Below are 24868 nucleotides of genomic sequence, written 5' to 3'. Positions count from 1 at the left end.
TTTTCTTCTCCCAATCAATTTCTTTTCATTACTATAATCATACACTTAAAAAGAAATATAATCTCTATTTTTTTAGTATACGAAAAATGATGGCTTAACTAGCCATCATTTAGCAAAAAATACTTATTTCGATTTTTCTTTAATTGTTTCTGCCGATTTTGCCAGCAGTTTTTCTTCTTCATCAGTTAAAGCCAATTCGACTTGTTGAACTATGCCATCCCTACCAACGATTGCTGGGTATGATAAGTAAGTACCGTATTTCTCCTGGTAATTTGAAACTGGAAGCTCTGTGCGTGCGTCACTTTCAATTGTTTCAACTAATCTAGTAACTGCTGCTGCAATCCCATAGTTGGTGTATTGCTTACCCTTATAAACAGTTTGACCGCCAAACTTAATTTCATCATTTAGGTCTTCAAGCTTCCACGGCTTGTCTTTAACCAACTCCGTAATTGGTTGCTCCAAAACTTTAACAGTTGACCAAGCAGTAAATTGCGAGTTGCCGTGCTCACCTAAGTTAAAGCCTTCAACTGAACGAGGATCAACGTTCAAACGCGAGCCAACAGCTCTTTTCATTCTTGAGGTATCAAGAAGTGTACCCGTTCCAATGACATGCTTTTTAGGCAAACCAGTCAATTCTTGATACATATTAGTAATTGCATCAACAGGATTGGTAATTGCGACCAAAATGCCATCAAAACCACTCTTTTTAATTGAAGCAGCAATGTCCCCAATTCGTTCTCTATTATAGTTTAATTCCGCAAAACGCTCTCCACCAGCTTCTAAACTAATGTTACCAAAAGCACTAATAATAATATCGGCATCTTTTAAGGCAGAATAGTCATTAATTACAATGTTGGTGTGATGCTTCAAGTTAGCCATTGCATCTTGGAAATCAAGCTCATCCGCAGTGACTTTTGCCTCATTTACATCAATTAAAACTAAGTCATCAACCAAACCTGAAATAAGTAATTGATGTGCTACTGTGCTTCCAACATGACCATCACCTATGATACCGATCTTATTACTCATGATATTTGTCCTTCTAGAAAGTAATTTAAGGTTTTATCTAAAAAATTTGTTATCTATCATTATAGCTGTTTTCCATTAAAGATGAACTTAAATTTAAAAAATAATTAGATTCGCTAACGAAGTTTCAACAAAAATTAAAAAATGATTTCAACCCTTTTTATCTTTCATGAACTATACTAAGCATTAGGAGGTACATTATGAGACAAATAAAAATTGGTAACACTAACTTTAGTGCTTCTGCAATCGCATTTGGGATAATGCGGATGAACAAGCTGTCAGTTGATGAAGCTGTTAAGGCATTAGAAACTGCTCATGACACAGGAATTAACTTTATTGATTCTTCAGACATATATGGTCATGGCAAATCAGAAGAAATTTTTGGCGAAGCTTTGGAAAAGTCCTCACTTAGTCGTGATGATTTTTACATTCAATCAAAAACTGGAATTTTTGAGGATGAATCGCAAAACTACAAGACCACTCGCTATGATTTTTCAAAAGAACATATCATTAAAAGTGTTGATGGCATTCTTTCTCGCATGAAAATTGACTATTTAGACAGCCTACTTTTGCATCGTCCAGATGCTTTGATGGATCCTGCCGAAATTGCGGCTGCGTTTGATGAACTGCAAAAAGATGGTAAGGTGCGTCACTTTGGTGTGTCCAACTTTAACCCAATGCAAGTCGAATTATTGCAGGCTGGATTGAGTCAAAAATTGCTGATTAATCAATTGCAACTGAGTGTCATGCACACTGGCCCAATTGACTTTAACATCCACACTAATATGACCGATGCTCGCAGCATTGACCACGACCGCGGTGTCTTAGACTATTCACGCTTACACAATATGACAGTTCAAGCTTGGTCGCCATTCCAATATGGTCAAATTGAAGGTAACTTTATCGGCAACCCTAAGTTCCCAGAAGTTAACGACGCATTACAGAAACTAGCAGATAAAAAAGGCGTTTCCAAAAACGCAATTGCAGCTGCCTGGATACTACGTCACCCAGCAATTGGTCAGGTAATTATTGGAACAATGACACCAGAACACATTGTTGACAGTGCTAAAGGTGCAGACATCTCACTAACAGCTCAAGAATGGTACGATATTTACCTAGCTGCTGGCAATGACTTGCCTTAAATTTCCATCTAGAAATAATACTCTAGCATTTGTAAAGAAAAGCTAACTAAACATAAAAGCCTAGACTGTTGTCTAGGCTTTTATTAATGTAATGATAAAACTAGTTTGTACTTACTATAAAAGTTACACCGTTTTTAATGTATCCATTATTACGTGTGGCAGCCATACCAATACCAAATGATGTAACTGATCTCGATTTCAAGTGATTTCTATGTGCAAAGTTTGATGCTTTGTCGTTGTAAACATACTGGTTAAAGGCACTTTTAGCCATTTCTTCAGGAGTACTATAACCGATTAAGGTTTCTAGTTCGGAAAGTTCAGCCCCTTCATGTCCATCAAAAACCTGATATTTGTCATAATGTTGAGCATCATGGACTGCTCTGGCAACGTCATAGTCGTAATGTTTAGATGTATAGAGAAATTGCGTATCAATCCCTTGAGTAGCGCGCCAATCATTAACTAATTTTTCAAAGTACTTGGCGGTTTCTTGAATAGTGGCTCTGTCAAAAGCAGTACCAGTAGGAATGGGATTTTCCTTTTCTATAACGATTACGTCAGTGTTGTCTTCTGGGTCATCCCAATTGTCCGAGGTAGGAATCTCTTCATCTTCTTTTGGTTTTGACCTTTGAGTGTCAGTGACTTTTGCCCAATTTTCATCTTGTAGGCGATACCACTCGAGTCCATTAGCATCTTTATAGATTTCATATACCTTTTGTTTACCAAGGAGCATTTCTCGTGATGATTCTCCATTTGGCTTAGAATAAAGTGTTATTCCAGGTTTCAAATAAACTGAAAATAAACCTGGACCTTTATCTTTTGTTTCATTAGGTACAATTACTGCGTTATTTGTTCTAATATAACGGCCTTTACCAATTCTATAGTATTTTTTACCCTTAATTGCCTTCTTACTCAAAGCACGTAAATACGTCCCTCTTTTTAGAACAATTTTGCCCTTTCTTTTGCCAGATATGGAATAAACATAAGAATTCTGTCGTAATTGTAATCTAGGTGAAGTGGCTGCTGATGCCGTAACTGCACTATATGGCAATGCAATTAGACCTAATCCTAATGCAAATCCTGCCGAAATGGTTGTCAAAAGTTTTTTCATGGACATCTTACTCTCCTCCATATATCTAAAAGCTCTATATTCCATATTCTAAACAATTAATAAATAGAAGTCAGAAAAACTTTTACTTTTGTCAGTCTCTTTTACGCTGATAGCTATTGGGAATATTTAGTTTTTTACGATATTTCGCGATTACCCTCCTGCTCAAAGTAACACCGTGATCCGCAAAATGTTCGACTAATTGCTGATCACTTAATGGCTGATGAGAACTTTCTTGATCAATTAGCTTTTGCAAATCATACTCAATTCGTGCCTGAGATAAATCGGTCGTAACTTTGCGTGGAAATAGAATTTTTAAACTAAAAATTTTATTCTGACACTGGATGTACTTGTCCTTTATTGCCCTACTAATCGTACTTGGTGCTAAGTTCAATGCATTAGCCGCATCTTTTAAACCTAAAGGTTTTAATTCCTGCGTTTGCATTGTAGTTAAAAATGCTCTTTGATATTCACCAACATATTTACCTAAACGAAGGATAGTTTGTTGCCGCTGGTCTATTGCATTTTTCATTTCTAAATAATCTTGACGTTGTTGCGAAAAATATTTACCTTGGTCAGATTGTGTTTTTAATTCCTTGTAAGTTTTTTCATCAAACAGTATTTCGGGAATTTGCGACTTCGCTGTTTCAATTGTTAGGCGTCCAGCTTCAACTTTAAAAATCAAATCAGGTAGCAAATATTGAACGTTTTGCTCAGTCACATATTCACTTGCTGGTGTCGGATCTAGTGTCTGAATGTTAGCTAGTGCCTGAGTTAATTGACTAGTCGAAAAATCTGACTGCTCCCATTTTTGTGGATCCGCAAGTAATTCCAAACTGTCAGAAAGTAAAATTTGCATTGCAATTTCATCAAAGTTCTCTTTTTGACGAGCTTGAATTAACAGGCATTCATTTAGACTACTTGCACCAACCCCACATGGATCTAAACTTTGTAATAGTACTTTTGCTTGCTCCAAATCTGCAAGTGAAAATTCTGATGCTTGAGCAAGTTCATTTAATTTGACGCGCAGGTATCCATCATCATCCAAATTATAAATTAGTAACTTAACAGCACTCTTTTCCCTACTACTCCAGTCACTCATCCTTACCTGTAATAAAAGATGATCGGGCAAGCTTTCACTTTCAGTATCACCAATCCATTCCAAGCTATGAGTTTCACTCTTAGGTTCAGCCAATGAAACAAAGGGATTGCTTTCGCTTAACTCCTTCATTGCACTAATCAAATCATAGGTGCTATAAGATAAAACAGTTAGGTTTTGCTGAAGTTTAGGCGACAAAAAAAGCCGCGTAACTAACTGCTCTTTCGGTTTTAAGACCATTTTTTGCAATCGTGTCATCGGCTTTTCTCCTTCTAATTTAGTAAGTAACTATATTACTTGTATTATAGCTATAAATAATAGCGCTTTCTATTGTTTTTTAAGATCTATAAAACAAAAACCTGATCGATTGATCAGGTTTTTTTATAAAAATCATGAATAAAAGTTGCATCTCGCGCAAAAATATTATATTGTCAAAGTGGTTAAACTTTATAGAGAGGGTACTTTTTAGTCGCCCTTTTTATTTTGCGCTTTTTGTTTATTATAAAGTGCCTTACCGGCCTTTACATCTTCCCAAGTACCGATTTTTGTACCTTCAGAGTAATATCCATCTAAAACTCCAATTTGTTGGAAAACTGTTTGTTTATATGCAACTTTAGCATTATATTCTGTAATATCTACATCTGCTAATGATTTATGGAGTGCTGTTACAGGATCTATATCTTTGCCACCAGAGGTGAATAAGGTGCCATGTGAATTTAAGATAAAACCATTTCTTAAAGCTCTAGATCCCAATTTTTTAATTTCATCAGCAACATATTCTGCCAACTCTTCGGTACACATCGGATGCCAGTCTAGCGTTCTAATTTCTTTCAATTTTTGAGTAGCTTCAGTGACGTTAGGCATATTTAAGCCACTTGTTCCCCAAAACATACATTGATCTGCATGTGAGTGAAAAACACACTTAATATCTGGATTAACATCGTAAATAGCTTCGTGCATATTAATTTCACGCGTAACTTTACCATTTCCAGAAACAACCTTACGTGTATGTGGCTCAATTACCAGAATTTGATCCGCATTTAAGTATCCCATATATGCTTCTGACATCATTGTTGGCGTCATTACATAATAATCTTTTCCAGTTTCGTCCTGAACTTTAATGCTGATATTTCCACCAACAATATTAGTATCTCGACGCTCCATTACCTCACGAACAACTTTGGCTAAGTCTTCTCGTTCATATTCAAACGGAATTCTACCTGCAGGATATTTCATTAATTATTTTTCCTCCTCATTTTATTTTTAGCTGACAAATTTGTTTTAGTAAAAAGAGCATCACTTCCCTTCTTATTAATTAACAAACCTAAAACAATGACGAAGATATTAATCCAATAATTCTTAGTAAGAATTGCTAAACTAAATAGGCCAAAAGCTAGAAAAGATAAGCATGTCCAAAAGAATTTCTCGTTCGACATTTTTCTCATAGTTATTAACCTATTCTAGTTTGCTATATTTCAAAGCTGGAATCGGATTCTTCTTAAATGAGCGATATAGGAGCCAGAATAGAGCTAACAGTGCAACTAAACCAATTATTGCCCAAATATTGCCTTTTCCTGCCCATGCCATTAAGAATCTTAATTCTGGAGCTTCAATAGAACTCCAAGAAACTTGTGAACCAGCTGGAACTTTAATTGATGTACTTGATTTAGCTAATTTTGTAAAGACATTAGCAAAATATGAAGCACCATAAAGGAATACCGGCTCATAAATAATTCCTAATACGAGCATTCTAAGCAAATTACCACCTGTTAGCAGCAAGCCACCAACACCAATACAATAATTAATTACACCAGCAATAGGTAGAATTGTATTACCTGGCAAAATTGCTGCATAAATAATCGATACTGGTATCATTAAGACCATTGTGACCCAAAGTTCTGTACTTTGTCCTAAAATAGGCCAATCTAGGCCAATCGAAAATGTTCTCCCCTTTACATGCTTTTTCATGAAGTCGCTCATTGTGGAGCCAAATGGCGTCAAAGCATCCATAAAGAACTTGGCCATTACTGGGAAAATTGCCATAACTGCTCCGACAGTCACTGCCAAGTTAAGTGCATTTCCTATACTATAATGACCAGCAAGAGCAAGAACTAAACCAATAATTGCTCCCATAGTGACTGGCTCACTGAATACACCAATTTTTCTTTTTAGCGATGATGCATCCCATTCACGATTAAAAATCGGAATATAATCCATTAATTTGTTAATTGGAGACATAATTACTGCTGTAAATGCTTCAATATGAGTTACTGTTACACCCTCATAGCCAAGCATATTAGCAATTTCTTTACTCCACATATCACCTAGTTTCAAGCAAATTACTACTTGAATAGCACCACATATGAATCCCCAAATTAAACTTCCAGAAATTTGGTAAACCATGTAGGCTGTTAAGGCAATGCCCCAAACATTCCACATATCAGCATTCATTGTGTCAGTCATTTTAGTTAACAACATTACCAAATTGACTACTATTTCTACCGCAAAAAACAAAAATGCTAGTGTCCAACTCCAAGTTATCGCAGCTGCACCTGTCCAACCAAAATCAACTGCTGGTAAGTTAATACCAGTATATTTGGCTAACGCTTTTGCAGCAGGACTAACTGTTTCAGTAAGTTGGTTAATTGCCATCGACATTCCTATAAAACCAGTACCTAGATACAGGCCAGAAAGTATCGCTTTAGATGGCTTCATCCCAAAAATCAATCCCAATATCATAATTAAAATTGGAATTAAAACTTGGGCACCAACTCCTAAAATTCCTTGAACTATCGCGTTCCAATCCATTTAAATCACCTCTACTTTAGGTTATTTTGACTGTCTAACAATATCAGCTATCTTTTGGTTAGCTTCTTCTTGATTCATTCCTGTGAGCCAAGGCAAACCAACCATACCAACAACATTATTTTCATCTAAAGCTTCTTGAAGTTCAGCATCAGCTTGCGCAATACCAACATAGACGATGATGCTTGTGTCATTTTCAATCGTTGATTTTGCTTCACCAATTGGTTTTGGAGTTGCCTTAGCAATTTGGTCCAAACCTTGTTCTGATAAGTAATCATTAATCTTATTTGCTACTTGTGGACTTGTAGCAACTCCACTCCCACAACAAACTAAAATAGTTTTCATTTTATAACCTCTCCAAATTCATTACTTACTAATTGCAACATATCTAAAGAATCTTTTGTCTCTTTGAATTGTTCGACAAAATTTCGATTTTGAAACGCAGATATCACTTGTGCCAAGAGCTCTGGTTGTTTTGCACCATTCTTTAGGCCTAAAAACAAAAAGTTCTGTGCTTCCATTGTTGAACTATCACCCATTTGCTTAAGTTTAAGTGGCTTTTTAGTACGAGCAATATAAATAAATGGTTGCTTAACATATTTAGGATCAACATGGGGTAACGCAAGAGATACTTCTGGAAACTTGAGTCCTGTAGGATATGAAATTTCTCTTTTTTCCAAATTTGATATATATCCTAGGTTTGCATATCCAAGCTGAATCACTCGTGAACCAATCAAATCAAAAAGCTGCTCCTCCGTTTCAACCGAAACATTTAAGTCAATTAAATCTTGATAAAACAAATTGCATCCTCCTTCCTTCTTTTGAATACGTTTTCAATATAATACTTAGGTCGAACAATGTCAACCTAAATTAAACAAACTATAACAAAGATGAACTTTATATGTTACATATTGTTTGATATACTATTAGTGTCATGCTAATATTAAGTAAAAAGAAGTGATTAATTTGAGTTTACAAGAAAAAAGATTAACAGAAATAAACAAACTATTACGTAAAACGGGCTTTATGACTACTGTTGATATCGCCAATAGCTTACAGGTTTCTTCAATGACAGTAAGACGGGACTTGAAACGACTGGAAGAACAAGGCAAAATAACCAGAATTTATGGTGGAGCCCAAAGCAACTTTCAACCAGAATCAACTACTAATGAAAAATTACAAAAAAACATTAGTGAAAAAAAAGAAATCGCAAATCTCTTAGCAAAACAAATTGCAAATGATTCAACTGTTTTTTTGGGAGCAGGAACCACTCTTCTCATGGCTGTCCCTCTTTTGGTGACCAAAAATTTAACTTTCGTAACAAATAGTTTGCCTGCATTCAATGAAATTAATAAAAGTAAATGTCGTCTCTTTTTGACAGGTGGCGAATTACACAGAAATACTGAAGAATTTTTGGGTGAAAAAGCAGAAAACATTTTCGAAGGATTAAATTTCGACTATGCAATATGCTCTACTAATGGTATTAATGACAATAGCGTAACGACAAGTACAATTCCTGAAGGTAGTATTCAAAACGTCGCAATTGCTCATTCAAAAAAATCACTAGTAGTTGCAGACCATACAAAGCTAAATCATTCAGATATTATTACTTTTCGAGATCTCAATAAGTTTGATTTTCTGGTAACCGATCCACAGGTTTCAAAAAATGATGTTGAGAAATACTCTAAATATACTAAAGTAATCTATTAAATTTTAGGATCAGGAACGAGAATGGATATTACAGTCACAGTTAACCCTTCAGTAGATCGCTTATATCGATTGGATCAATTACAAGTTGGTTCACTAAATAGAGCCAAATTGATTAAAAAAATGGTTGGCGGAAAAGGCATAAATGCTGCTAGAGTAGCAGCTAACCTTGGTGCCCAAACTGCTGCAACTGGCTTTTTAGCAGGATCAAATGGTCAATACATTTTGGAACAAGCTCAAAATGATCAATATGAATGCCGCTTTATTGAAACAAATGGTAATACAAGAAATTGTTATACGATTATTCAAAATGACGGTGAAAAGACTGAAATCAATGAATATGGTGACCACATCAATTTACAATATTTCACTACTTTGATTGCTGACCTAGAGGCATTGATTAAAAGTAATGACGTTTCAGCTATTTCATTAAATGGTAGTCTTCCACCTACTGAAGTACAGAACTTTTATCCTCAGATAATTACGAAAATTCGTCAACTAAATCCCAAAATCAAAATCATTCTCGATACATCTGGTCAAGCACTAGCAGAAGTCTTGAAGAGCAATGTTTTACCAGATTTTATTAAGCCTAACGAGCAAGAAGCTGCTGACTTACTATCATCACCTGTAACACGGGATTGTAATCTGCTAAAAGAAGAAATTATTCATAGTCCTCTTACTAGCATCCCAAATATCATTGTTTCTTTAGGTGATAAAGGAGCGCTAGTTAAGCATAGGCAAAACTTTTATAAAGCTAGTTTCAACCCTGTAAAAGTTGTTAATACTGAAGGGTCAGGTGATTCGGTTGTTGGTGGATTATTATATGGGTTGGATCAACATTATAATTTCAAAGATACTATTAAGTACGCAATCGCTGCAGGTACTGCAAATGCAATGGAAACAAAAACTGGCTTTGTTCAGCCCGAAAATGTTTTGAAAATTAGTCAAACAATTAAAATCACTTCTTTATAATGGCTAATTTCATTTTTTCTGACAGAAATAAATTTGACACATTTTTATTAATACTTTATGCTAAACATATTAAAGGTTTGGAGGTAATTTGATGATTTCTAATCAGCAATTACAGCGGAATAACCGTTATTACTATAGCTACTATAGATAAGGTCTAAGTTCATCTAGATGAATTTAGACTAAAAAGTTTAAATTTATCTATGATGGCTATAGCTTTTTGAGTGTAATTAGTCACATAGGTTTCTAAGTGGCTAATTATTAGAGCAAAATAGTACTAATAATTAATTTACAGATCAGTTAATGATACCCACTTAGAAATAAGTGGGTATTTTTATGGAGGATTGCAAAATGCAAATCAAAAAATTAATGGCAGGAATAAGTTTAGCCGGATTACTATTATTAGGAGGCTGCAGCAATAATAAAAAAGCTGATAATAATTCAGACGTAAAACACGTTGGTGTTTTGCAAGTCGTTCAACACCCTTCTTTAGACAAAGCATACAAGGGCTTTAAAAAAGGGTTAAAGGAAGAAGGCTACGTCGAGGGTAAAAATCTTAAGATTGATTACCAGAATGCACAGAATAATCAAGACAATCTGAAGAGCATGAGTGAAAAATTGGTTAATGAGAAATCCGATTTAATGCTTGGTATTGCAACTCCTGCTGCTCAAAGTCTGGCAAATACTAGCCAAGATATTCCAATCGTAGTTACCGCAGTCACCGACTTAAAGGCAGCTAAGCTAGTTAAATCGGATGCTAAGCCTGGGAAAAACGTTACTGGGACCACTGACATGGTTTCAATCGAGAGACAAATTAAGCTGCTTCTATCAATTGTACCTAAAGCTAAAACAATCGGTATTATGTACAATGCTGGTGAGTCAAATTCAAAAATTCAAGCAGATTTAGCCACAGCTGCCCTTAAAAAAGCAGGAGTCAAAGTTTTAATTAAGACAGCTAATTCAACTAACGATGTTCAGCAAGTAACTGAAACTTTAGCTTCAAAGGTTGACGGTATTTTCGTTCCTACCGACAATACTTTCGATTCCGCTGCAGACGTTGTTGGTAAAGTTGTTAAAGAAAAGAAAGTGCCGCTAGTGGCAAGTTCAGTTGATCAAGTTAAAACTGGTGGACTTGCTTCAATCGGAATTGATTACGAATTACTTGGCGAACAAACTGGGAAAATGGCAGCTAAGATTTTAGCTGGTAAAGCTAAGCCAGCTGACATGCCGGTTGAGAAAGCTCATGACATGAAGTTAGTTGTCAACAAGAAAATGGCTAAGGCGCTTGGAATTGATCCCAAGTCAATCAAAGCACCTAAATAACTGTAAGAAATGTAATTCTGGCCGCTGATATCAGCGACCTTTTTATTCGACTAAAACATCCTCCTTCCCTTTTTCCAGATACAACTATTACAAAACTTGACTTTTTCTTCTTTTTTTCCTATAATTTTTTCATCAAGGTTGGAGGTATTTGATAATGAATATTTGTCAAAATTCACAACTGAATAACCGTTATTACTTTAGCTACTTTAGATAGTGTTTGAATTCATCAAGGTGAGTTCAAACAAAACGCAAGTTTGAGTTTATCTATGATGGCTAGAGCGATTTGTTTACGGTTAGCCACATAACTTTTAAGTGGCTAGGCGCAACTATTAAAATTACAAAATAATTTTTGTGATACCCACTTAGAAGTAAGTGGGTATTTTTTTATGGAGGATTGCAAAATGCAGATCAAAAAATTAATGGCAGGGCTAAGTTTAGCCGGATTACTCTTATTGAGTGGATGCAGCAATAATAAAAAAGCTGATAACAGTTCAGAAGTTAAGCATGTGGGGGTTTTGCAAGTTGTACAACATCCATCCCTTGACAAAGCATATGCTGGATTTAAAAAGGGTCTTAAAAAAGGTGGTTACGTTGAAGGTAAAAACCTTAAGATTGACTACCAAAACGCTCAAAATAGTCAAGACAACTTAAAGAGTATGAGTGAAAAACTTGTGAACGAAAAGTCAGACTTAATTCTTGGAATAGCAACTCCAGCAGCACAAAGTGTGGCTAACTCAACTCAAGATATCCCAGTAGTTGTTACTTCCGTAACGGATTTAAAAGCTGCTAAGCTAGTTGATTCGAACGCAAAACCAGGCAGAAATATCACTGGTACAACCGACATGGTTTCAATTGACAAGCAAATCAAATTGCTTTTATCAATTGTTCCAAAAGCTAAAACAATTGGTGTTATGTACAATGCTGGTGAATCAAATTCAAAGATTCAGGCAGATTTAGCAATTAAGGCTCTTAAAAAAGCTGGTGTAAAAGTAGTAGTTAAGACAGCTAATACAACTAATGACGTTCAACAAGTAACTGAAACTTTGGCAGGAAAAGTTCAAGGCATCTATGTTCCAACTGACAACACTTTTGCTTCAGCTGCTTCAATCATTGGTAAAGTTGTTAAAGAAAAGAAAATTCCGTTGGTTGCCGGCTCAACTGACCAAGTTAAAACTGGTGGTTTAGCTTCAATCGGTATCGACTATGAATCACTTGGCGAACAAACAGGAAAAATGGCCGCTAAAATTTTAGATGGTAAAGCTAAACCTGCTGATATGCCAGTTGAAAAAGCAGAAAAATTACAATTAGTTGTTAACAAAAAGATGGCTAAGGCACTTGGAATTGATCCTAATTCCATTAAAGCCCCTAAATAATAGCAGAAAGGTAGCGTGAATGTAGAACAATGTTAAATACTTTTTGGGAATTACTTCTCTCAGCATCCTCACAAGGATTGCTTTGGTCACTAATGGCCATTGGCGTATACTTAACTTTTCGGATTCTTGACTTGGCCGATATGACCGCAGAAGGCAGTTTTCCCTTGGGCGGAGCAATCGCCACAATGTGTCTAGTTAAAGGTGTTAACCCTTTTATAGCTACACTAGCAGCTTTTGGCGGTGGCTTAATTGCAGGACTAGTGACAGGAGTTTTAAATACTAAATTACGAATTCCGTCGTTATTAGCCGGAATCATCACAATGACTGGTTTGTACTCGATTACTTCAAGAGTCATGCAAAATGCCGCTAATGTTTCTCTCTTAGGTAAAGAAACAATTTTCTCAATCGCGCAAAAATGGGGCTTATCCAGAAATAATGCAGTTATCGTTATGGGATTAATCATTGCCCTACTAGTAATAGCTTTACTTGTAATTTTCTTCAGAACTGAAATTGGTTTAGCAATGCGTGCAACTGGTGATAATCCACAAATGAGTGCCGCAAATGGTATCAAAACTGAACAAATGAAGATTTTAGGTTACATGATTTCTAACGGTTGTATTGCTCTTTCCGGTGCGTTACTTGCCCAAAATAATGGTTTTGCAGATTTAAACTCTGGTGTAGGTACCCTAGTTATCGGTTTAGCTTCAATCATTATCGCAGAAGTTCTTGTACGCAACTTGCCAATCTGGGGACGTTTACTAACTTTAGTCTTGGGTGCAATTATTTACCGCTTGATTTTAGCGCTAGTTTTCCAGATGAACGTTGAACCTGCAGATGCCAAATTGGCTTCTGCCTTAGTTCTAGTTGTTTGTCTTGTATTACCTAATTTCCATTTACCGCGTAATCTAAAGGGAGGAAAAAATCATGTCAGAAGTACTAAAGATTAAAAATTTACACCAAACTTTTGAGAGTGGCACCGTTAATGAAAACAGAGTGCTACGCGGCGTTAATTTAGATTTAGAGGCTGGTGATTTTGTTACCATTATCGGTAGTAATGGTGCTGGTAAATCCACTTTACTAAACAGTATTGCTGGAACCATTCCGGTGCAAGAAGGACAAATCGTTTTAAACGGAACTGATATTACCAAATTACCTGTTACCAAGCGTGCTAAAAATATAAGTCGAGTTTTTCAAGACCCTAAAATGGGAACAGCGGTAAGATTAACCGTAGAAGAAAACTTAGCCTTGGCAATGAAACGTGGCCAAAGACGTGGCTTTCGTCCAGGTGTTAAAAAGCAAGATCGCAAGTTCTTCAAAAAACAACTTGCTCAGTTAGGGCTTAACCTTGAAAACCGTTTGGATACAGAAATTGGTTTATTATCAGGTGGTCAACGTCAAGCAATTACATTATTAATGGCCACATTGCAACGGCCAGATTTAATTTTACTTGATGAGCACACTGCTGCTCTTGATCCCAAAACTTCAATCACAGTAATGGAATTAACCGAAAAGCTAATTAATGACCAAAAGCTAACTGCTTTCATGGTTACACACAACATGGAAGACGCTATTCGCTACGGTAATCGACTAATTATGTTGCATCAAGGAAAAGTTGCAGTTAACTTAGCAGGTGAAGAAAAGCAGAGCTTAACAGTGCCCAAGTTAATGGAATTATTCCAAAAGCAAGTTGGTGCTGAAGTTGAAGACGATGCTATGTTACTAGTATAAAAAGAACGTAACTACGAAGGTGAATTACGTTATCGGATGGACACTCTAATATTAGTTACTTGTTGGCTTTGATTGAGCACCATGTCTATCCATTTTAAATCAGCCTTACACCATGACTTTAAAGAGTGGGTATTAAGCTAAATACACACGAGTCACTGTAGACGATTTGTACTTTTGCCTAACATTATCCACATTTTTTCGTTTTAATTTATTTGCTAATCTTAATTCTTGTATAAAAACAACTTGGTATTTTTATAAATATTTTTTGATTAGACTACAAAAGTGACTAAGTCCCCAGTTGTTTTCATATTCTTGATAAATATTGTCCTCGGGTATATCGTATTCACATAAGATTTTCACTCGTATAATATTCCTAAGAAATTCAACATAGTCAACTTGTTCTTGAAAATTAGTGATTAGAAATTTACTGTTAGCTTTTTCGCCATGCGTCAAATAGTCTCTTGTATCTACAACAGAACTTATAAATTTTGTCTCAGAATGGTTTTCTTTACCCTTAGCTTGTTCAAAAAATAAATGATATAGTTTTTCAGGTAAACTTTCGATAAATAAGCTGATTTTTTTATTTAAAGATTTTATTTCTTTACCATTTTTAAACTTTTTTCCAACCATATAAAATTCAATTGAATTTACATAATTAAGAAACGAACTGTTAATATTCATCTCATGATTTATGTTATAAATATAATTATTAATCAAATTGTTGAACTTTATATCTTTGCTGTTTATTGCCTCAAATACATTTCCGATTACGTTTGTATAAAAATTGAAAGCAAGTCCTGGTATGTAAATAAGGCTTGAGTAGTCTTTGGAGGCATTCTCTTTCATTACCTCAGAATAAGGAAGACGTATTTTTATACATTTATTATTTCTTAAGAATCTTATTGAGGTTATGTCCATTCGACTATCGTTGATAATGGAAATAAATCTTTCAAACTTAGTGGCATAACTTAGAATACTTTTTTCATTATAGGGCTTGTGAGGCTTTATCTTCAACGCAATATTTGTTTTTATACTTAAAGACATTCGAGGGTTATTTTTAAAATATAACAGTTTTAAGAAAACATCAAAATCAGTTAACTCACATATTTTGATGTCTTGCTTTCGTAAAGCTTCTGTACTTTCTAAATTTTTGGGAATAATATAACTTGCAATTTCACTTAAAGAACTTATTGTTATCCATAATTCCTCCGGCTCTTGTTCTTTATCAAAAGGTAATCTAGAAAAATCAGTTTCATAAGCAATATATTTAATTGTACTTAAACCTGGAACTACTTGCTTCCTGTTTATACTAGAAAATGTATTCAGTCTTATATGTGTACCATCTTCCAAAAATCCATATATACATTGCTGAATACTATTAGTTACCGGTAGATAACCGCCACCTATTTTTTCGTCCTTAGTAAAAAGGCTTGGAGTAGTTTTAACTTCCGCCTTACCATCTTCATATTTAAATACTCCAGTTGCACAACCATGAGGAAGAGGCCGTTCTAAAAAATCTGAATTCACTCCAAATTTTCCCATTAGTTCAAATTCACTATGTGTTGTCTCATTTAAATTTATGTCAATTTTGTTTCTTTTCAAAAACTTACTCCATTCTAAAAATGCTTCAATATCGACTAAATTTCAATTCACAGTATCCGAAATGCCAGAATCTTAGTTTTTCTTATTCGAAATCATGAATGAAGGCTAGAGGTATATTAAAATCTCGTTGACCCATTACTAAACCAATCGATACTAGTTAATAACAAAACTTTTTAGGGCCATACACCACTACATTTACTTCCAGATTATTAGTAAGAAACTCGCCGATTTAATTTGATAATTGCTTAACTTGATTGCTTATCTTTCTTAGAATTCAATGCTGCTTCTTTTACGTCAAAGATTTCTACGATATTTGGTTTAAAGCTGTGGCATGTCTTATACTAATGAGCAAATCTTAGAAGCATACACAAATAATATCATTAATCCACTAAGGAATTAATAATTGTAACCATAAGCTATTCCGATTTATTAATTAATTAAAAATATCGCGTTTTATTTATAAATATCTAAGTTATACAGTGCAGGATTAGATTTTAAAAATTAGCAGTAAAAAAACGTACTGCTATTTAAGATAACAATACATTTTTTGCATCACTAATAAATTATTCAACTTTTACAATTTCACTAACAAACTCATCATAAGTTTTACTGGCTATTAGCTTGGAAACTTTATTATCATTGATAATAACTTCAGATAGTTCATCAAAAACCTTACGAAATTTTTTCTCATCTTTCTTACTTGAAGCCAAAGTAATAATTAGATAGACGAACTGATTACCCCATTTTATCCCCTTAGGATTAATATAGATAAACCACTGACTAGCTTTAGCGTCATAATCAATAGTATGAGGAATAGCAACCGAACCAAAAGCCGTACTAGAAAGCTGTTCTCTTTCTAATATCTTTTTTTCAAAGTCTTGACCAACAATTTTTTCTTTAATAAATTGTGTTGAAATATAATGGATAATTTCAGAAGCACTTCTATTACAACTTTCTCTAACAAAATTATTTTTAGATGTAAATTTGGCTAAACCCTGCTTTAATTCTTGAGACAAGTTTGCATCCTTAATCTGCTTAATCGCTTTTTGTATTTTGTTAATGTCATTAGGTAAAAGAAAACTAGAGACTTGCACAAAATTATGATTTTTTATAATTTGTTTTGAATCTGCCACAATTACAAGCTGTGTTTCATCTAGAATATCAGATTCATCGGTAATAGTATTAAGTAAAGCCATGTCATTATTAAATTTTTGATCAATGATATCCATAGTATCCTTAGCATTACCATGGTACTCTGGCATAAACAGCTGGCCAATAACTTTATTTTCATTTCTAATTTGCTCAGTAACAATATTACCTACATGTAGAGCTATAAAAGCTATTTCTTCTTCACTAACTGAAATACCTAATACATTATTAATCTCGTATGCTATTAAAGTAGCACACTCGTATATTGTAGGTGAAGAATTTTTAATGTTTTTTGCTAAGGGATTATGAACTGTATTGTTATTCTTAAAACGATCTATTAAACGTAATAGATGTGGTAAGAATCTTCTTTTAAATAATTCTTCGTCAAGGTCCAAATCATATGTTTTTCTCACAAACAACACAATTCTTTTAAACAGCTTATTTATTTGCGATTTTTCGGGCACTTCTATTTTATGCATACCTATCAATAATTCAGACATATTGACCAGCTGTTTAATGTCATATTCAGATAAGCAATAATCAGTTTTATTATTAATCTTTTCTACAAGTCGATGTACAAAAGCATTATCAATTCTATCAACATTAGGTTTTTCTATTGTTTTACTAGAGCGATCAATCATAATTACCAAGTGCAATAAGAAATTGTTAAAATTAAAAGAATCTAATTTAGTCTCAGTCTCAGTAATGCTTTGACTTAAAATCTTACTAATCAAATGCACTTCGATGTCAGGAAAATATTCTTGAATAGCTTTTTCATTCAAAAGTGTCCCATTCAACTCATGATATACGATTGATGACAATATTTTTCTCTTATTCTCTTCGTTTCCTTCAACACCATAAAAATCCCCAGCACGAACTAATTTCAAATCAAAATTGGAAAACTCCTTGCTTAAATTTTTTAGTTCTTTTCTTAGCTCTACATCATTAATATAAAGTTGAGCAGACAAATCATAAATATTTATTGGGTCTTCGGCCATAATCAATTTTCGTATCAGCCACGAACTTCTTTGATTGACAGTCATTGGTAAGTTGTTATTCTGTAGCTGCGGTTCATTACTACCTTTAAATTTATAGCCTTTTTGTCCGCTTTCAATTTCAATATTATTTTGACGTAACTGAGCTATTCTATTTTTTACCGTTCTTTCCGAAATCGCCAGTTTCATTGCAAGAGTTTTCGCAGTGATCCAAGATTCATTATTTTGTCGTAAGAAATCTAATAAATCTCTGTTGCCGCTCATCATTTATCTCCTCGTCTATTCAAGATTAGAGTGTACTGAACGTAATTGACTTACTGTAACCAAATTATTATGAAGAGCCCTTAATACTAAACTATCAAACAATAGTAAAGAGGCCTGTTCATATAGACTACCCATAGGCTGAATTGAAGAGCCAGCTATGTCCTTATCTTGAGCATCAATTAATATAGACACATCACTTTTTTGACTAAGCAGTGCCTTTTTATTAGCTGTAAAAACTATAATTTTTGCATTTGCTTTTTTGGCACTTTCTTCTTGAGAAATAAGAATCGATGATTTACCACTAGCAGAATTAAAGATTAATAAATCATCTTTTCCAATAGCAGGTGCAGTTACTTCATTAACTATATGTACACTAAGACCAAACTGCGTTAATCGATTTGCAAGAGCATTTATCATTAAGCCACTTCTACCTTCCCCCGAAAGAAAGATACTTTTGGCATTCAAGAACATTTTTAAAATTTGGTCAGCTTTTTCATTTGTGAGTTCACAATTTATTTTGCTAAGTTCGCTAATAATTTGATCAAATTCATCAATCATGTCTGACATCCTTTGCTAGTCGTTGTCCCACTTTACCAGAAGGATGATTTAATAAAAAGGCTTCTTTAGTAAAATTTTCGTCTTTCATTAGTATTGTAGCTATAACATCGAATAGAGAGATTACTGCCAAAGTACTAGTGGTAGCTAGCATATTAAACTCATCCAGTTCTTTTTCAACTTTAACTTTTACAACTAGATCTGCATTTTTTGTCAAAATGGAATCAACGTTTTCAGTTATAGTAACAATTTTTGCCTGTTTTTCTTTAACATTTTTGTCAAAACTGGTTAATTCTTTAGTAGAACCACCTTTTGATATAAAGATAACAGTATCGCCTTTTTTTACTTGACCCAAACCACCATGAACAGCATCGGATGGATTAAGGTAAAAAGCTGGGATGCCTACAACATTTAATGTATGGCTTGCTTTGCGAGCCGCCATTGCTGAGGTACCACATCCAGTAAGAAAAACATTTTTAGTATTTTCTTCTAAGGTTCTTAGTAAATGAGTAAAATCTTCTTTACTAATACTTTGACCTAGCTTAATAATTTCTTCGCCTTCAGCTTGGAAAAACGCAGAATAGTTATTCATCTGTTTCACCTAGAATTATGATTTCAACTTTCCTTTTTCTTGCTCTAGTCTGGTCAAAATCTGCAAAAAAAACTTGACCAACTGAACCTAAAAGTAGTTCATGCTGCTTAACTCCTATAGTAACGTTTGATCCAAGGAAATCTGATCTTAAATGACCATCTGTATTTAACATCGTCCATTTAACGGCCGGATAATTAGGATCATTTTTTTTCATTCCATAAGCAATATGTTCAGGACCTGGGCTTAGATAGGGATAATTCTCTGACTGCTGACGAGGAATTATCTTCTCCAATACATTAGTTAGATCAACTTGCAAAAAATCATCATTATAGTAATTTTTATCATGCATATACTCGTCAAAGTAGACAGAACATGTTGTATGCGCTGTTTGCACTAAGCAAATGCCATTGGCAATATTACTTTTGTTAACAGCATCCTTTACTTGCTCCGTAATCATATGATAAGAGGGTCTACCTTGAACTGTTTCTAGCTCTAATTCATCAAAATAGAAGCTCATGATTCAATAGCCGCCTTTACATTGTCCCATACTTGATCTGTTCCAATGCCTGTTAAAAGTGCTACGCCATTAATTACCTTGTCCTTAATTTCATTAGGAACTATTGTAGTTGAAATAACGATATCATAATTTCCATTTTGAATGTTCTCAACTTCTTGACTAACAGCAGATTGCTTAATTTCAACGTCATTTTCGAAACCATTTTCTTTTAGCCAGTCATTAACTTTTGCGTGAACAATGGTCGAAGTAGCATGTCCAGCACCACACATAATTAACATTTTTTTCATGATTATTCACCTTTCTCTGCACTTGGACCAGCATTAAATTTTTTAATTACATTTAAGTAGTAAAGCAGTCCAAGTAAAACAACTATCAAAACACCCAAACCAATAACACCGAAATTTTGCGTTATCCAAACGAAAATTGAATTTGTCCATAATCCAGACAGTTCAAACGAAAATGCACCTTTCGTGTTAATACTGTAATTGGCCAACTTGAAACTCTTCATTACTAATGGTGAAAGCCAAGTAGACAAATACAGCATTGGTACCGAATAGATAACTGCTCCTATCAAGCTCCTAATAATATTGCCTTTAAAAGCACCAACTAATAGAGTAAATACATAAACATAAAGTGTTAAATCTCCTAGGGGCAAAACTTTATTACCAGGTAAAATTGTGGCTAAGAACAGTGAGATTGGAATCATTAAAACACTAGTAGCGATTACAGCTGGATGACCAACAGTTAAAGCAGCATCCATACCAATGTTCACTTTTTTGCCGTGTAAATGCTTCTTAGTAAACTCTTGAGTTGCTGAAGAAATTGGGGTTAAGCTTTCCATGAACATTGAAATCATCTTTGGCATAATTTTCAGCGTTGCACCCATTTCAACCCCAAGTTGCAAAATGCCAGAAACATCAAAGCCAGCTAGTAGTCCGATACCGACTCCTACAATAAAGCCAATAACTAATGGGTCACCTAAAACGCCGAACCGTTTTTGAATTTTTTCTGGACTTGCATCTAATTTGTTAAAACCTGGAATTTTATCAAATAACCAGTTTAACGGTACAGCTAAAATTGTGGCTGAAAGAGCCATTGTATGGGTTACGGCAATACCAGGCAAGTTGAAAAACTTTTCTGTAATTGGTTGCATCAAATCTGCTAGTAGTAGTTCTAGTAAAAATCCGCCAGCTAAAGCAACTATTCCGTATACATAATTACCTGAAACTGCCCATACCAATAAGCCAATAAATGTTGGTTGCCACAAGTTCCAAATGTCAACGTTTAATGTTCTCGTTAAACCAATCCATACTAAGACAAGATTTATTAAAATAGTCAGTGGAATTGCTAGAACACCTAATGAACTAGAAAAGGCAAGGGGGCCTCCAACCCCACAACCAACATCCATAATACTTAATGACAAATGATATCTTGCAACCATTAATTTAATTGCTGGTTGCAAGTTAGTAGCCATCATGTTAACTACCATATTCATCCCTATAAAGCCTGCACTTAAGGTTAACCCTGATATTAGTGCCTTAGAGGGTTTTAAACCGACAATGAGACCTAAAATAATGATAATAATTGGTATACCAACTGTTGAGCCTAAGTTTAAGAACCAATGTATGGCTTGTACAAACATATTTTTCACTCCTTTAATTTAATCCATATTTCTTCAATATCTGATCTGCTTCTTCAATATCAGAAACTGACATTAACTCTTTAATAGCTGTTTTATTTTGGCAAAAAGCCATTAAATTGCTCAACAATTGCGCCTGCTCATGTGGTTGGCTCATTGCAATCATAAACACTATGTTTACTCTGACATTGACAGCTTTATTTACCATGCTTTGGAACGGAACGGGATTTTTTAAAGTCGCTAGAGCTATCTGTGAAGTATTAACATATTCCGAATCAGTGTGAGGAATTGCTACTCCAAAGCCATCTTTAAGTTCTAGCCCAGTTGGAAAGTCGGCTTCCCGTTTTAAAACATGCTCCAAATAAGCATCTTTAATTACATCCCTCTCTCTCAATGCATTAGCCATTTTAGTAATTATTTCTGTGCTATTGCGTGCATCAACGCCAAGTTTGATTATTCTTTTATCAAAGAACATTCCGTCATCCCGCCTTTCTTTATGCTCTAATATTAAGCGCTTTATTTTTGAAAGGAAAAATAAAATTTGCACCCTAAGGTGAAAGTAACAAGAATAAAGCTTTCACTTTAATTAGGCAAAAGTGATTTTGCAATAAAAGTGGAAGCTAGGTATAAGTTATACTAAGGAGGCAATAAAATGATCAAAGTAGCAGTATCTTTGCATAGTGGCCCGAAAATTAATCTAGCAAAAACATTAGCCTTACTAGAACAAGGAGGAGCAGATTACTTACATATTGACGTAATGGACGGCAATTTCGTTTCTGAAATTGATTTTGGTGAGAATCTAGTTAAGGAAATAAGCAATTCCTCTTCAATTCCACTTGATATTCATATGATGGTTAATAACCCAGAAAAGCTAATCAGTCACTATTGTTGTAAAACCACTGAAATAATTGGTATACACGCTGAATCAACACAGCATATTCACCGTGACTTAACTTTAATTAATAAAATGGGTAAAAAAAGCGAAGTAATCATAAACCCTGGTACTTCAGTCACTGCCATTACACCTATTCTAGATATTACTGATCAAGTGATGGTAATGTCGGTTGATCCGGGAACAAGTGGCGCTGATTTCATTCCCAATGCAATTAGTAAGGTCAAAGAATTAGACAATTTGAGACGACTTAATCACTATCATTATCAAATTGAAGCTGATGGTAGTATTAGTGACCAAAATATTCATGAACTTAAAAAAGTAGGACTTGATATAGCAGTTTCCGGTTCTTACATTTTTAAAGATAATTTCAAAAAACAAATCCAAACATTAAAGAGTATATAAACCTTGTCATTTCGACTAATTGTAATAACATGACTCCCCAAAATTTTGAACAAATTTTGGGGTATTTTTATAGCCAACTTATTCAAGCAAGATAAAATTTAGTACTTTCTACATAATTATCTAGTTGGTCTTTTGAAACTATACCAGCGTATCAGGTTAAGCAAACTAATATTGATTACTTTCTCTGGTACTACATTAGTTATTATGAAGCTATCTGTTATTAGTCCTCGATTTAGACTTAAAAAATGGTATAGGCTACCTATGTCAGGTAAAGATAAGTTCTCTTGACAATGAACAATTACCATCAGAAAAAGCTTAGACCAAGTTAAAAGGACTAACTCCGTCCGAATATCGGGAATTAGTCCTCAATTAGCTATTAATAGAGTGTCTTAATTTTAGAATTTGTATCACTCTTATTTATTTTGTTAGTCACCTTTTATGTGTTTATTTATATTTTAGAAGCTGTAATCTCATCGAACTCTGGATATGTTATGACTTCCAAATTGTTATTTACTACTTTTGATAGTTTGAATGCAAGTAAATGAACTGGAATTGTCATAAATAGAGCTGCAAACAGTTCATTAACATTAACCTTCAGGTCTAGTACCTCGTCTTTTGGATTTAAAACCTTATTCTTAGCAATGACTGTAATATGATCAGAGTGTAGCCTCAGGAACTTTTCTAGTTTTTGAGATCTTTCTTCCAACTTACCTTGCGGTTCAATGAAAATAAAGTGATCAGAATTGTGTAATCCAATATATGGTCCATGCATATACTCTTCAAGCTCTTTTCCTTGAGCAGTAATATGATCTGTTTCCGTCACCTTTGTTTCACCTTCACGTGCTACACCATATGCTGCTCCATAGCCAATGAAGAAGAGTCTCTCAATATCAGTATTTTGTTCTAAATATTGGTTTGTCCATTCTTCTGCCAGATTCACAACTGAAGGCAAATTATCTGCTATTATTCCTAGTTCTTTCTTATCCTCTTCATAAAGATCCTTTACTATAGTACCAGTCTGGTAGGATGCTTCTGCTGCAAACAGGATAAGTAACAGAATTGTGATACTATAGCCCAGTGTTACATATGGCATCTCTTCAATTCCAAATCCCATCGAAATCATTGAAGCGTTTGTTTTAGCAATTGGACTTTCCAAATCACTTGTCAAAACAAAAACGTCTATGTTTTTATCCACTAGTTCTTTTACAACTTTAATTGTCGAGGCACTGTGCCCACCCTGTGAGATAGCAATATAAAGAATGTCATCCCTAAAATTGCTGTGATAGTTAGCCGCTATCGATGGTTCTTCTACATAAACAGGGATACCCAATCTTTCAGTCATATATGGTACTGCTCCATAGGCAGCGTTAGAACTTGAGCCTGTTGCAAACAAAACAATTGAACTATATTTGTCTTTGTTTGACTTGTATTTTTCAACAAGTTTGTCCAGTAACTGTTGATAATCATTCAGTATCTTACTGTAGTTCTCTGATTCTGACTTTATATAATATTCCATACTCTTCATAACAATAAATAATCCCTTTTATATTCCGTCCGAGAAATCATCATTCTCGTTTATTTCACTTGCATCGTCTTTTTCAAAAATTTGTGCAGTTTTCTTAGTAATATCAACTAAGTCCTGCATAAATTCTTCTTTATTTTTATATTCTTTGTATGTAGTTTCTAGTAACGAACTCAAATTACACCCAGAAACTACACCAACTTTTTTATTCTTGTATGCTATTTCGGCAGCCTTTTTATATGGTGTCCCGCCAACTAAGTCTGTAAAAATAACAACTTCATCATCATTTATTTGCTTACTAATCTTTTCGTAAAGATCTGCCTCGCTCATTTCTTTTGTAAAATCAATAAAATTTTCTTCTTTTTGTTTACCTACAAAAAGTTCCAATGAATTTTGAAGAGATGAGGCAAATTTGCCATGACCAACAACAATAACTTTTGCTTTATTCATTTGTGCGTT

Annotated in this window: 25 protein-coding genes; 8 read left to right on the top strand and 17 right to left on the bottom strand. The window is 34.4% G+C overall.

The genetic code is table 11. The features are described from left to right. Nucleotides 1-123: 123 nt before the first annotated feature. On the bottom strand, nucleotides 124-1029 hold the full coding sequence (locus tag H3T48_RS07180; protein ID WP_198189001.1) for an L-lactate dehydrogenase: 906 nt from the start codon (nucleotides 1027-1029) through the stop codon (nucleotides 124-126). A 197-nt stretch (nucleotides 1030-1226) separates the two neighbouring features. Here H3T48_RS07180 and H3T48_RS07175 point away from each other — a divergent pair, with 197 nt between their 5' ends. After that, nucleotides 1227-2168, top strand: coding sequence for an aldo/keto reductase family oxidoreductase (locus tag H3T48_RS07175; protein WP_122034238.1), 942 nt, complete (start codon nucleotides 1227-1229; stop codon nucleotides 2166-2168). A 100-nt stretch (nucleotides 2169-2268) separates the two neighbouring features. On the opposite strand, the gene H3T48_RS07170 is transcribed toward H3T48_RS07175, so the two are convergent. The 6 genes from H3T48_RS07170 to H3T48_RS07145 all read right to left on the bottom strand — a co-directional run bounded on the left by H3T48_RS07170 (nucleotide 2269) and on the right by H3T48_RS07145 (nucleotide 7977). Then, the gene (locus tag H3T48_RS07170; RefSeq protein ID WP_198189000.1) at nucleotides 2269-3276 is read right to left on the bottom strand and encodes an SLAP domain-containing protein; all 1008 of its coding nucleotides are present in this window, start codon (nucleotides 3274-3276) and stop codon (nucleotides 2269-2271) included. A 91-nt stretch (nucleotides 3277-3367) separates the two neighbouring features. Next, nucleotides 3368-4630: an RNA polymerase factor sigma-54 gene (gene rpoN, locus H3T48_RS07165; protein WP_198188999.1), complete on the bottom strand. Its 1263-nt coding sequence runs from the start codon at nucleotides 4628-4630 to the stop codon at nucleotides 3368-3370. Between the two features lie 207 nt (nucleotides 4631-4837). Next, entirely contained in the window at nucleotides 4838-5608 is a 771-nt protein-coding gene (locus H3T48_RS07160; protein ID WP_198188998.1) for a class II aldolase/adducin family protein, read from the bottom strand. Between the two features lie 219 nt (nucleotides 5609-5827). Beyond that, nucleotides 5828-7180 (bottom strand): PTS galactitol transporter subunit IIC, encoded by a 1353-nt coding sequence (locus tag H3T48_RS07155; protein WP_198188997.1) that lies wholly within the window; start codon nucleotides 7178-7180, stop codon nucleotides 5828-5830. A gap of 21 nt (nucleotides 7181-7201) precedes the next feature. Then, nucleotides 7202-7522 carry a PTS galactitol transporter subunit IIB gene (locus tag H3T48_RS07150; RefSeq protein WP_198188996.1) on the bottom strand — a complete coding sequence of 107 codons (321 nt, stop codon included), beginning with the start codon at nucleotides 7520-7522 and terminating at the stop codon, nucleotides 7202-7204. Beyond that, nucleotides 7519-7977, bottom strand: coding sequence for a PTS sugar transporter subunit IIA (locus H3T48_RS07145; RefSeq protein WP_232349906.1), 459 nt, complete (start codon nucleotides 7975-7977; stop codon nucleotides 7519-7521). The genes H3T48_RS07150 and H3T48_RS07145 overlap by 4 nt, the downstream gene beginning before the upstream one ends. Nucleotides 7978-8143: 166 nt before the next feature. Here H3T48_RS07145 and H3T48_RS07140 point away from each other — a divergent pair, with 166 nt between their 5' ends. From H3T48_RS07140 to H3T48_RS07115, 6 genes are all read left to right on the top strand, one after another. Next, nucleotides 8144-8887 (top strand): DeoR/GlpR family DNA-binding transcription regulator, encoded by a 744-nt coding sequence (locus H3T48_RS07140; protein WP_232349905.1) that lies wholly within the window; start codon nucleotides 8144-8146, stop codon nucleotides 8885-8887. 21 nt (nucleotides 8888-8908) lie between these two features. Then, nucleotides 8909-9856, top strand: a complete 948-nt coding sequence (locus tag H3T48_RS07135) for a 1-phosphofructokinase family hexose kinase (protein ID WP_198188995.1) — start codon at nucleotides 8909-8911, stop codon at nucleotides 9854-9856. Nucleotides 9857-10204: 348 nt separating this feature from the next. Further along, nucleotides 10205-11176, top strand: a complete 972-nt coding sequence (locus H3T48_RS07130; protein ID WP_198188994.1) for an ABC transporter substrate-binding protein — start codon at nucleotides 10205-10207, stop codon at nucleotides 11174-11176. A gap of 401 nt (nucleotides 11177-11577) precedes the next feature. After that, entirely contained in the window at nucleotides 11578-12549 is a 972-nt protein-coding gene (locus tag H3T48_RS07125) for an ABC transporter substrate-binding protein (protein WP_198188993.1), read from the top strand. Nucleotides 12550-12578: 29 nt separating this feature from the next. Continuing rightward, the gene (locus tag H3T48_RS07120; RefSeq protein ID WP_198188992.1) at nucleotides 12579-13496 is read left to right on the top strand and encodes an ABC transporter permease; all 918 of its coding nucleotides are present in this window, start codon (nucleotides 12579-12581) and stop codon (nucleotides 13494-13496) included. Then, the gene (locus tag H3T48_RS07115; protein WP_198188991.1) at nucleotides 13474-14277 is read left to right on the top strand and encodes an ABC transporter ATP-binding protein; all 804 of its coding nucleotides are present in this window, start codon (nucleotides 13474-13476) and stop codon (nucleotides 14275-14277) included. The genes H3T48_RS07120 and H3T48_RS07115 overlap by 23 nt, the downstream gene beginning before the upstream one ends. 252 nt (nucleotides 14278-14529) lie before the next feature. Here H3T48_RS07115 and H3T48_RS07110 read toward each other — a convergent pair whose 3' ends face one another. From H3T48_RS07110 to H3T48_RS07075, 8 genes are all read right to left on the bottom strand, one after another. After that, complete coding sequence (locus tag H3T48_RS07110) at nucleotides 14530-15879, bottom strand: HEPN domain-containing protein (RefSeq protein WP_198188990.1); 1350 nt, start codon at nucleotides 15877-15879, stop codon at nucleotides 14530-14532. Between the two features lie 563 nt (nucleotides 15880-16442). Beyond that, the gene (locus H3T48_RS07105) at nucleotides 16443-18287 is read right to left on the bottom strand and encodes a transcription antiterminator (RefSeq protein WP_198189031.1); all 1845 of its coding nucleotides are present in this window, start codon (nucleotides 18285-18287) and stop codon (nucleotides 16443-16445) included. A gap of 15 nt (nucleotides 18288-18302) precedes the next feature. Then, nucleotides 18303-18845: a 6-phospho-3-hexuloisomerase gene (hxlB, locus tag H3T48_RS07100; RefSeq protein ID WP_198188989.1), complete on the bottom strand. Its 543-nt coding sequence runs from the start codon at nucleotides 18843-18845 to the stop codon at nucleotides 18303-18305. Then, nucleotides 18838-19434 carry an SIS domain-containing protein gene (locus tag H3T48_RS07095; RefSeq protein ID WP_198188988.1) on the bottom strand — a complete coding sequence of 199 codons (597 nt, stop codon included), beginning with the start codon at nucleotides 19432-19434 and terminating at the stop codon, nucleotides 18838-18840. The genes hxlB and H3T48_RS07095 overlap by 8 nt, the downstream gene beginning before the upstream one ends. Then, a complete protein-coding gene (locus tag H3T48_RS07090; protein WP_198188987.1) occupies nucleotides 19427-19951 on the bottom strand; it encodes a YjbQ family protein in 525 nt (174 codons plus the stop codon). Before H3T48_RS07090 ends, H3T48_RS07095 begins: the two co-directional genes overlap by 8 nt. After that, nucleotides 19948-20238 (bottom strand): PTS sugar transporter subunit IIB, encoded by a 291-nt coding sequence (locus tag H3T48_RS07085; protein WP_198188986.1) that lies wholly within the window; start codon nucleotides 20236-20238, stop codon nucleotides 19948-19950. Before H3T48_RS07085 ends, H3T48_RS07090 begins: the two co-directional genes overlap by 4 nt. 2 nt (nucleotides 20239-20240) lie before the next feature. Next, nucleotides 20241-21593 (bottom strand): PTS galactitol transporter subunit IIC, encoded by a 1353-nt coding sequence (locus H3T48_RS07080; protein ID WP_198188985.1) that lies wholly within the window; start codon nucleotides 21591-21593, stop codon nucleotides 20241-20243. A 13-nt stretch (nucleotides 21594-21606) separates the two neighbouring features. After that, complete coding sequence (locus H3T48_RS07075; protein ID WP_370567536.1) at nucleotides 21607-22137, bottom strand: PTS sugar transporter subunit IIA; 531 nt, start codon at nucleotides 22135-22137, stop codon at nucleotides 21607-21609. 105 nt (nucleotides 22138-22242) lie between these two features. On the opposite strand from H3T48_RS07075, the gene H3T48_RS07070 reads away from it, so the two are divergent. Next, complete coding sequence (locus H3T48_RS07070) at nucleotides 22243-22887, top strand: ribulose-phosphate 3-epimerase (protein WP_198188983.1); 645 nt, start codon at nucleotides 22243-22245, stop codon at nucleotides 22885-22887. Nucleotides 22888-23335: 448 nt separating this feature from the next. On the opposite strand, the gene H3T48_RS07065 is transcribed toward H3T48_RS07070, so the two are convergent. Then, nucleotides 23336-24403 (bottom strand): SIS domain-containing protein, encoded by a 1068-nt coding sequence (locus tag H3T48_RS07065; protein WP_232349904.1) that lies wholly within the window; start codon nucleotides 24401-24403, stop codon nucleotides 23336-23338. 27 nt (nucleotides 24404-24430) lie between these two features. After that, nucleotides 24431-24859 (bottom strand): PTS sugar transporter subunit IIA, encoded by a 429-nt coding sequence (locus H3T48_RS07060; protein ID WP_198188981.1) that lies wholly within the window; start codon nucleotides 24857-24859, stop codon nucleotides 24431-24433. Nucleotides 24860-24868: the final 9 nt, after the last annotated feature.

This window comes from Lactobacillus sp. M0403 (assembly GCF_016101265.1).
GTDB lineage: Bacteria > Bacillota > Bacilli > Lactobacillales > Lactobacillaceae > Lactobacillus > Lactobacillus apis.
Note: the sequence above shows the minus strand (reverse complement) of the source record. Positions and strands in the feature narration are given on the sequence as shown.

Coding starts and splice junctions, on each gene's coding strand:
- H3T48_RS07125 (WP_198188993.1), top strand. CDS start 11,578: ATGCAGATCAAAAAATTAATGGCAGGGCTAAGTTTAGCCGGATTACTC.
- H3T48_RS07105 (WP_198189031.1), bottom strand. CDS start 18,287: ATGAGCGGCAACAGAGATTTATTAGATTTCTTACGACAAAATAATGAA.
- H3T48_RS07180 (WP_198189001.1), bottom strand. CDS start 1,029: ATGAGTAATAAGATCGGTATCATAGGTGATGGTCATGTTGGAAGCACA.
- H3T48_RS07060 (WP_198188981.1), bottom strand. CDS start 24,859: ATGAATAAAGCAAAAGTTATTGTTGTTGGTCATGGCAAATTTGCCTCA.
- H3T48_RS07095 (WP_198188988.1), bottom strand. CDS start 19,434: ATGAATAACTATTCTGCGTTTTTCCAAGCTGAAGGCGAAGAAATTATT.
- H3T48_RS07065 (WP_232349904.1), bottom strand. CDS start 24,403: ATGGAATATTATATAAAGTCAGAATCAGAGAACTACAGTAAGATACTG.
- H3T48_RS07175 (WP_122034238.1), top strand. CDS start 1,227: ATGAGACAAATAAAAATTGGTAACACTAACTTTAGTGCTTCTGCAATC.
- rpoN (WP_198188999.1), bottom strand. CDS start 4,630: ATGACACGATTGCAAAAAATGGTCTTAAAACCGAAAGAGCAGTTAGTT.
- H3T48_RS07085 (WP_198188986.1), bottom strand. CDS start 20,238: ATGAAAAAAATGTTAATTATGTGTGGTGCTGGACATGCTACTTCGACC.
- H3T48_RS07135 (WP_198188995.1), top strand. CDS start 8,909: ATGGATATTACAGTCACAGTTAACCCTTCAGTAGATCGCTTATATCGA.
- H3T48_RS07080 (WP_198188985.1), bottom strand. CDS start 21,593: ATGTTTGTACAAGCCATACATTGGTTCTTAAACTTAGGCTCAACAGTT.
- H3T48_RS07155 (WP_198188997.1), bottom strand. CDS start 7,180: ATGGATTGGAACGCGATAGTTCAAGGAATTTTAGGAGTTGGTGCCCAA.
- H3T48_RS07170 (WP_198189000.1), bottom strand. CDS start 3,276: ATGAAAAAACTTTTGACAACCATTTCGGCAGGATTTGCATTAGGATTA.
- H3T48_RS07120 (WP_198188992.1), top strand. CDS start 12,579: ATGTTAAATACTTTTTGGGAATTACTTCTCTCAGCATCCTCACAAGGA.
- H3T48_RS07160 (WP_198188998.1), bottom strand. CDS start 5,608: ATGAAATATCCTGCAGGTAGAATTCCGTTTGAATATGAACGAGAAGAC.
- hxlB (WP_198188989.1), bottom strand. CDS start 18,845: ATGATTGATGAATTTGATCAAATTATTAGCGAACTTAGCAAAATAAAT.
- H3T48_RS07070 (WP_198188983.1), top strand. CDS start 22,243: ATGATCAAAGTAGCAGTATCTTTGCATAGTGGCCCGAAAATTAATCTA.
- H3T48_RS07130 (WP_198188994.1), top strand. CDS start 10,205: ATGCAAATCAAAAAATTAATGGCAGGAATAAGTTTAGCCGGATTACTA.
- H3T48_RS07150 (WP_198188996.1), bottom strand. CDS start 7,522: ATGAAAACTATTTTAGTTTGTTGTGGGAGTGGAGTTGCTACAAGTCCA.
- H3T48_RS07090 (WP_198188987.1), bottom strand. CDS start 19,951: ATGAGCTTCTATTTTGATGAATTAGAGCTAGAAACAGTTCAAGGTAGA.
- H3T48_RS07115 (WP_198188991.1), top strand. CDS start 13,474: ATGTCAGAAGTACTAAAGATTAAAAATTTACACCAAACTTTTGAGAGT.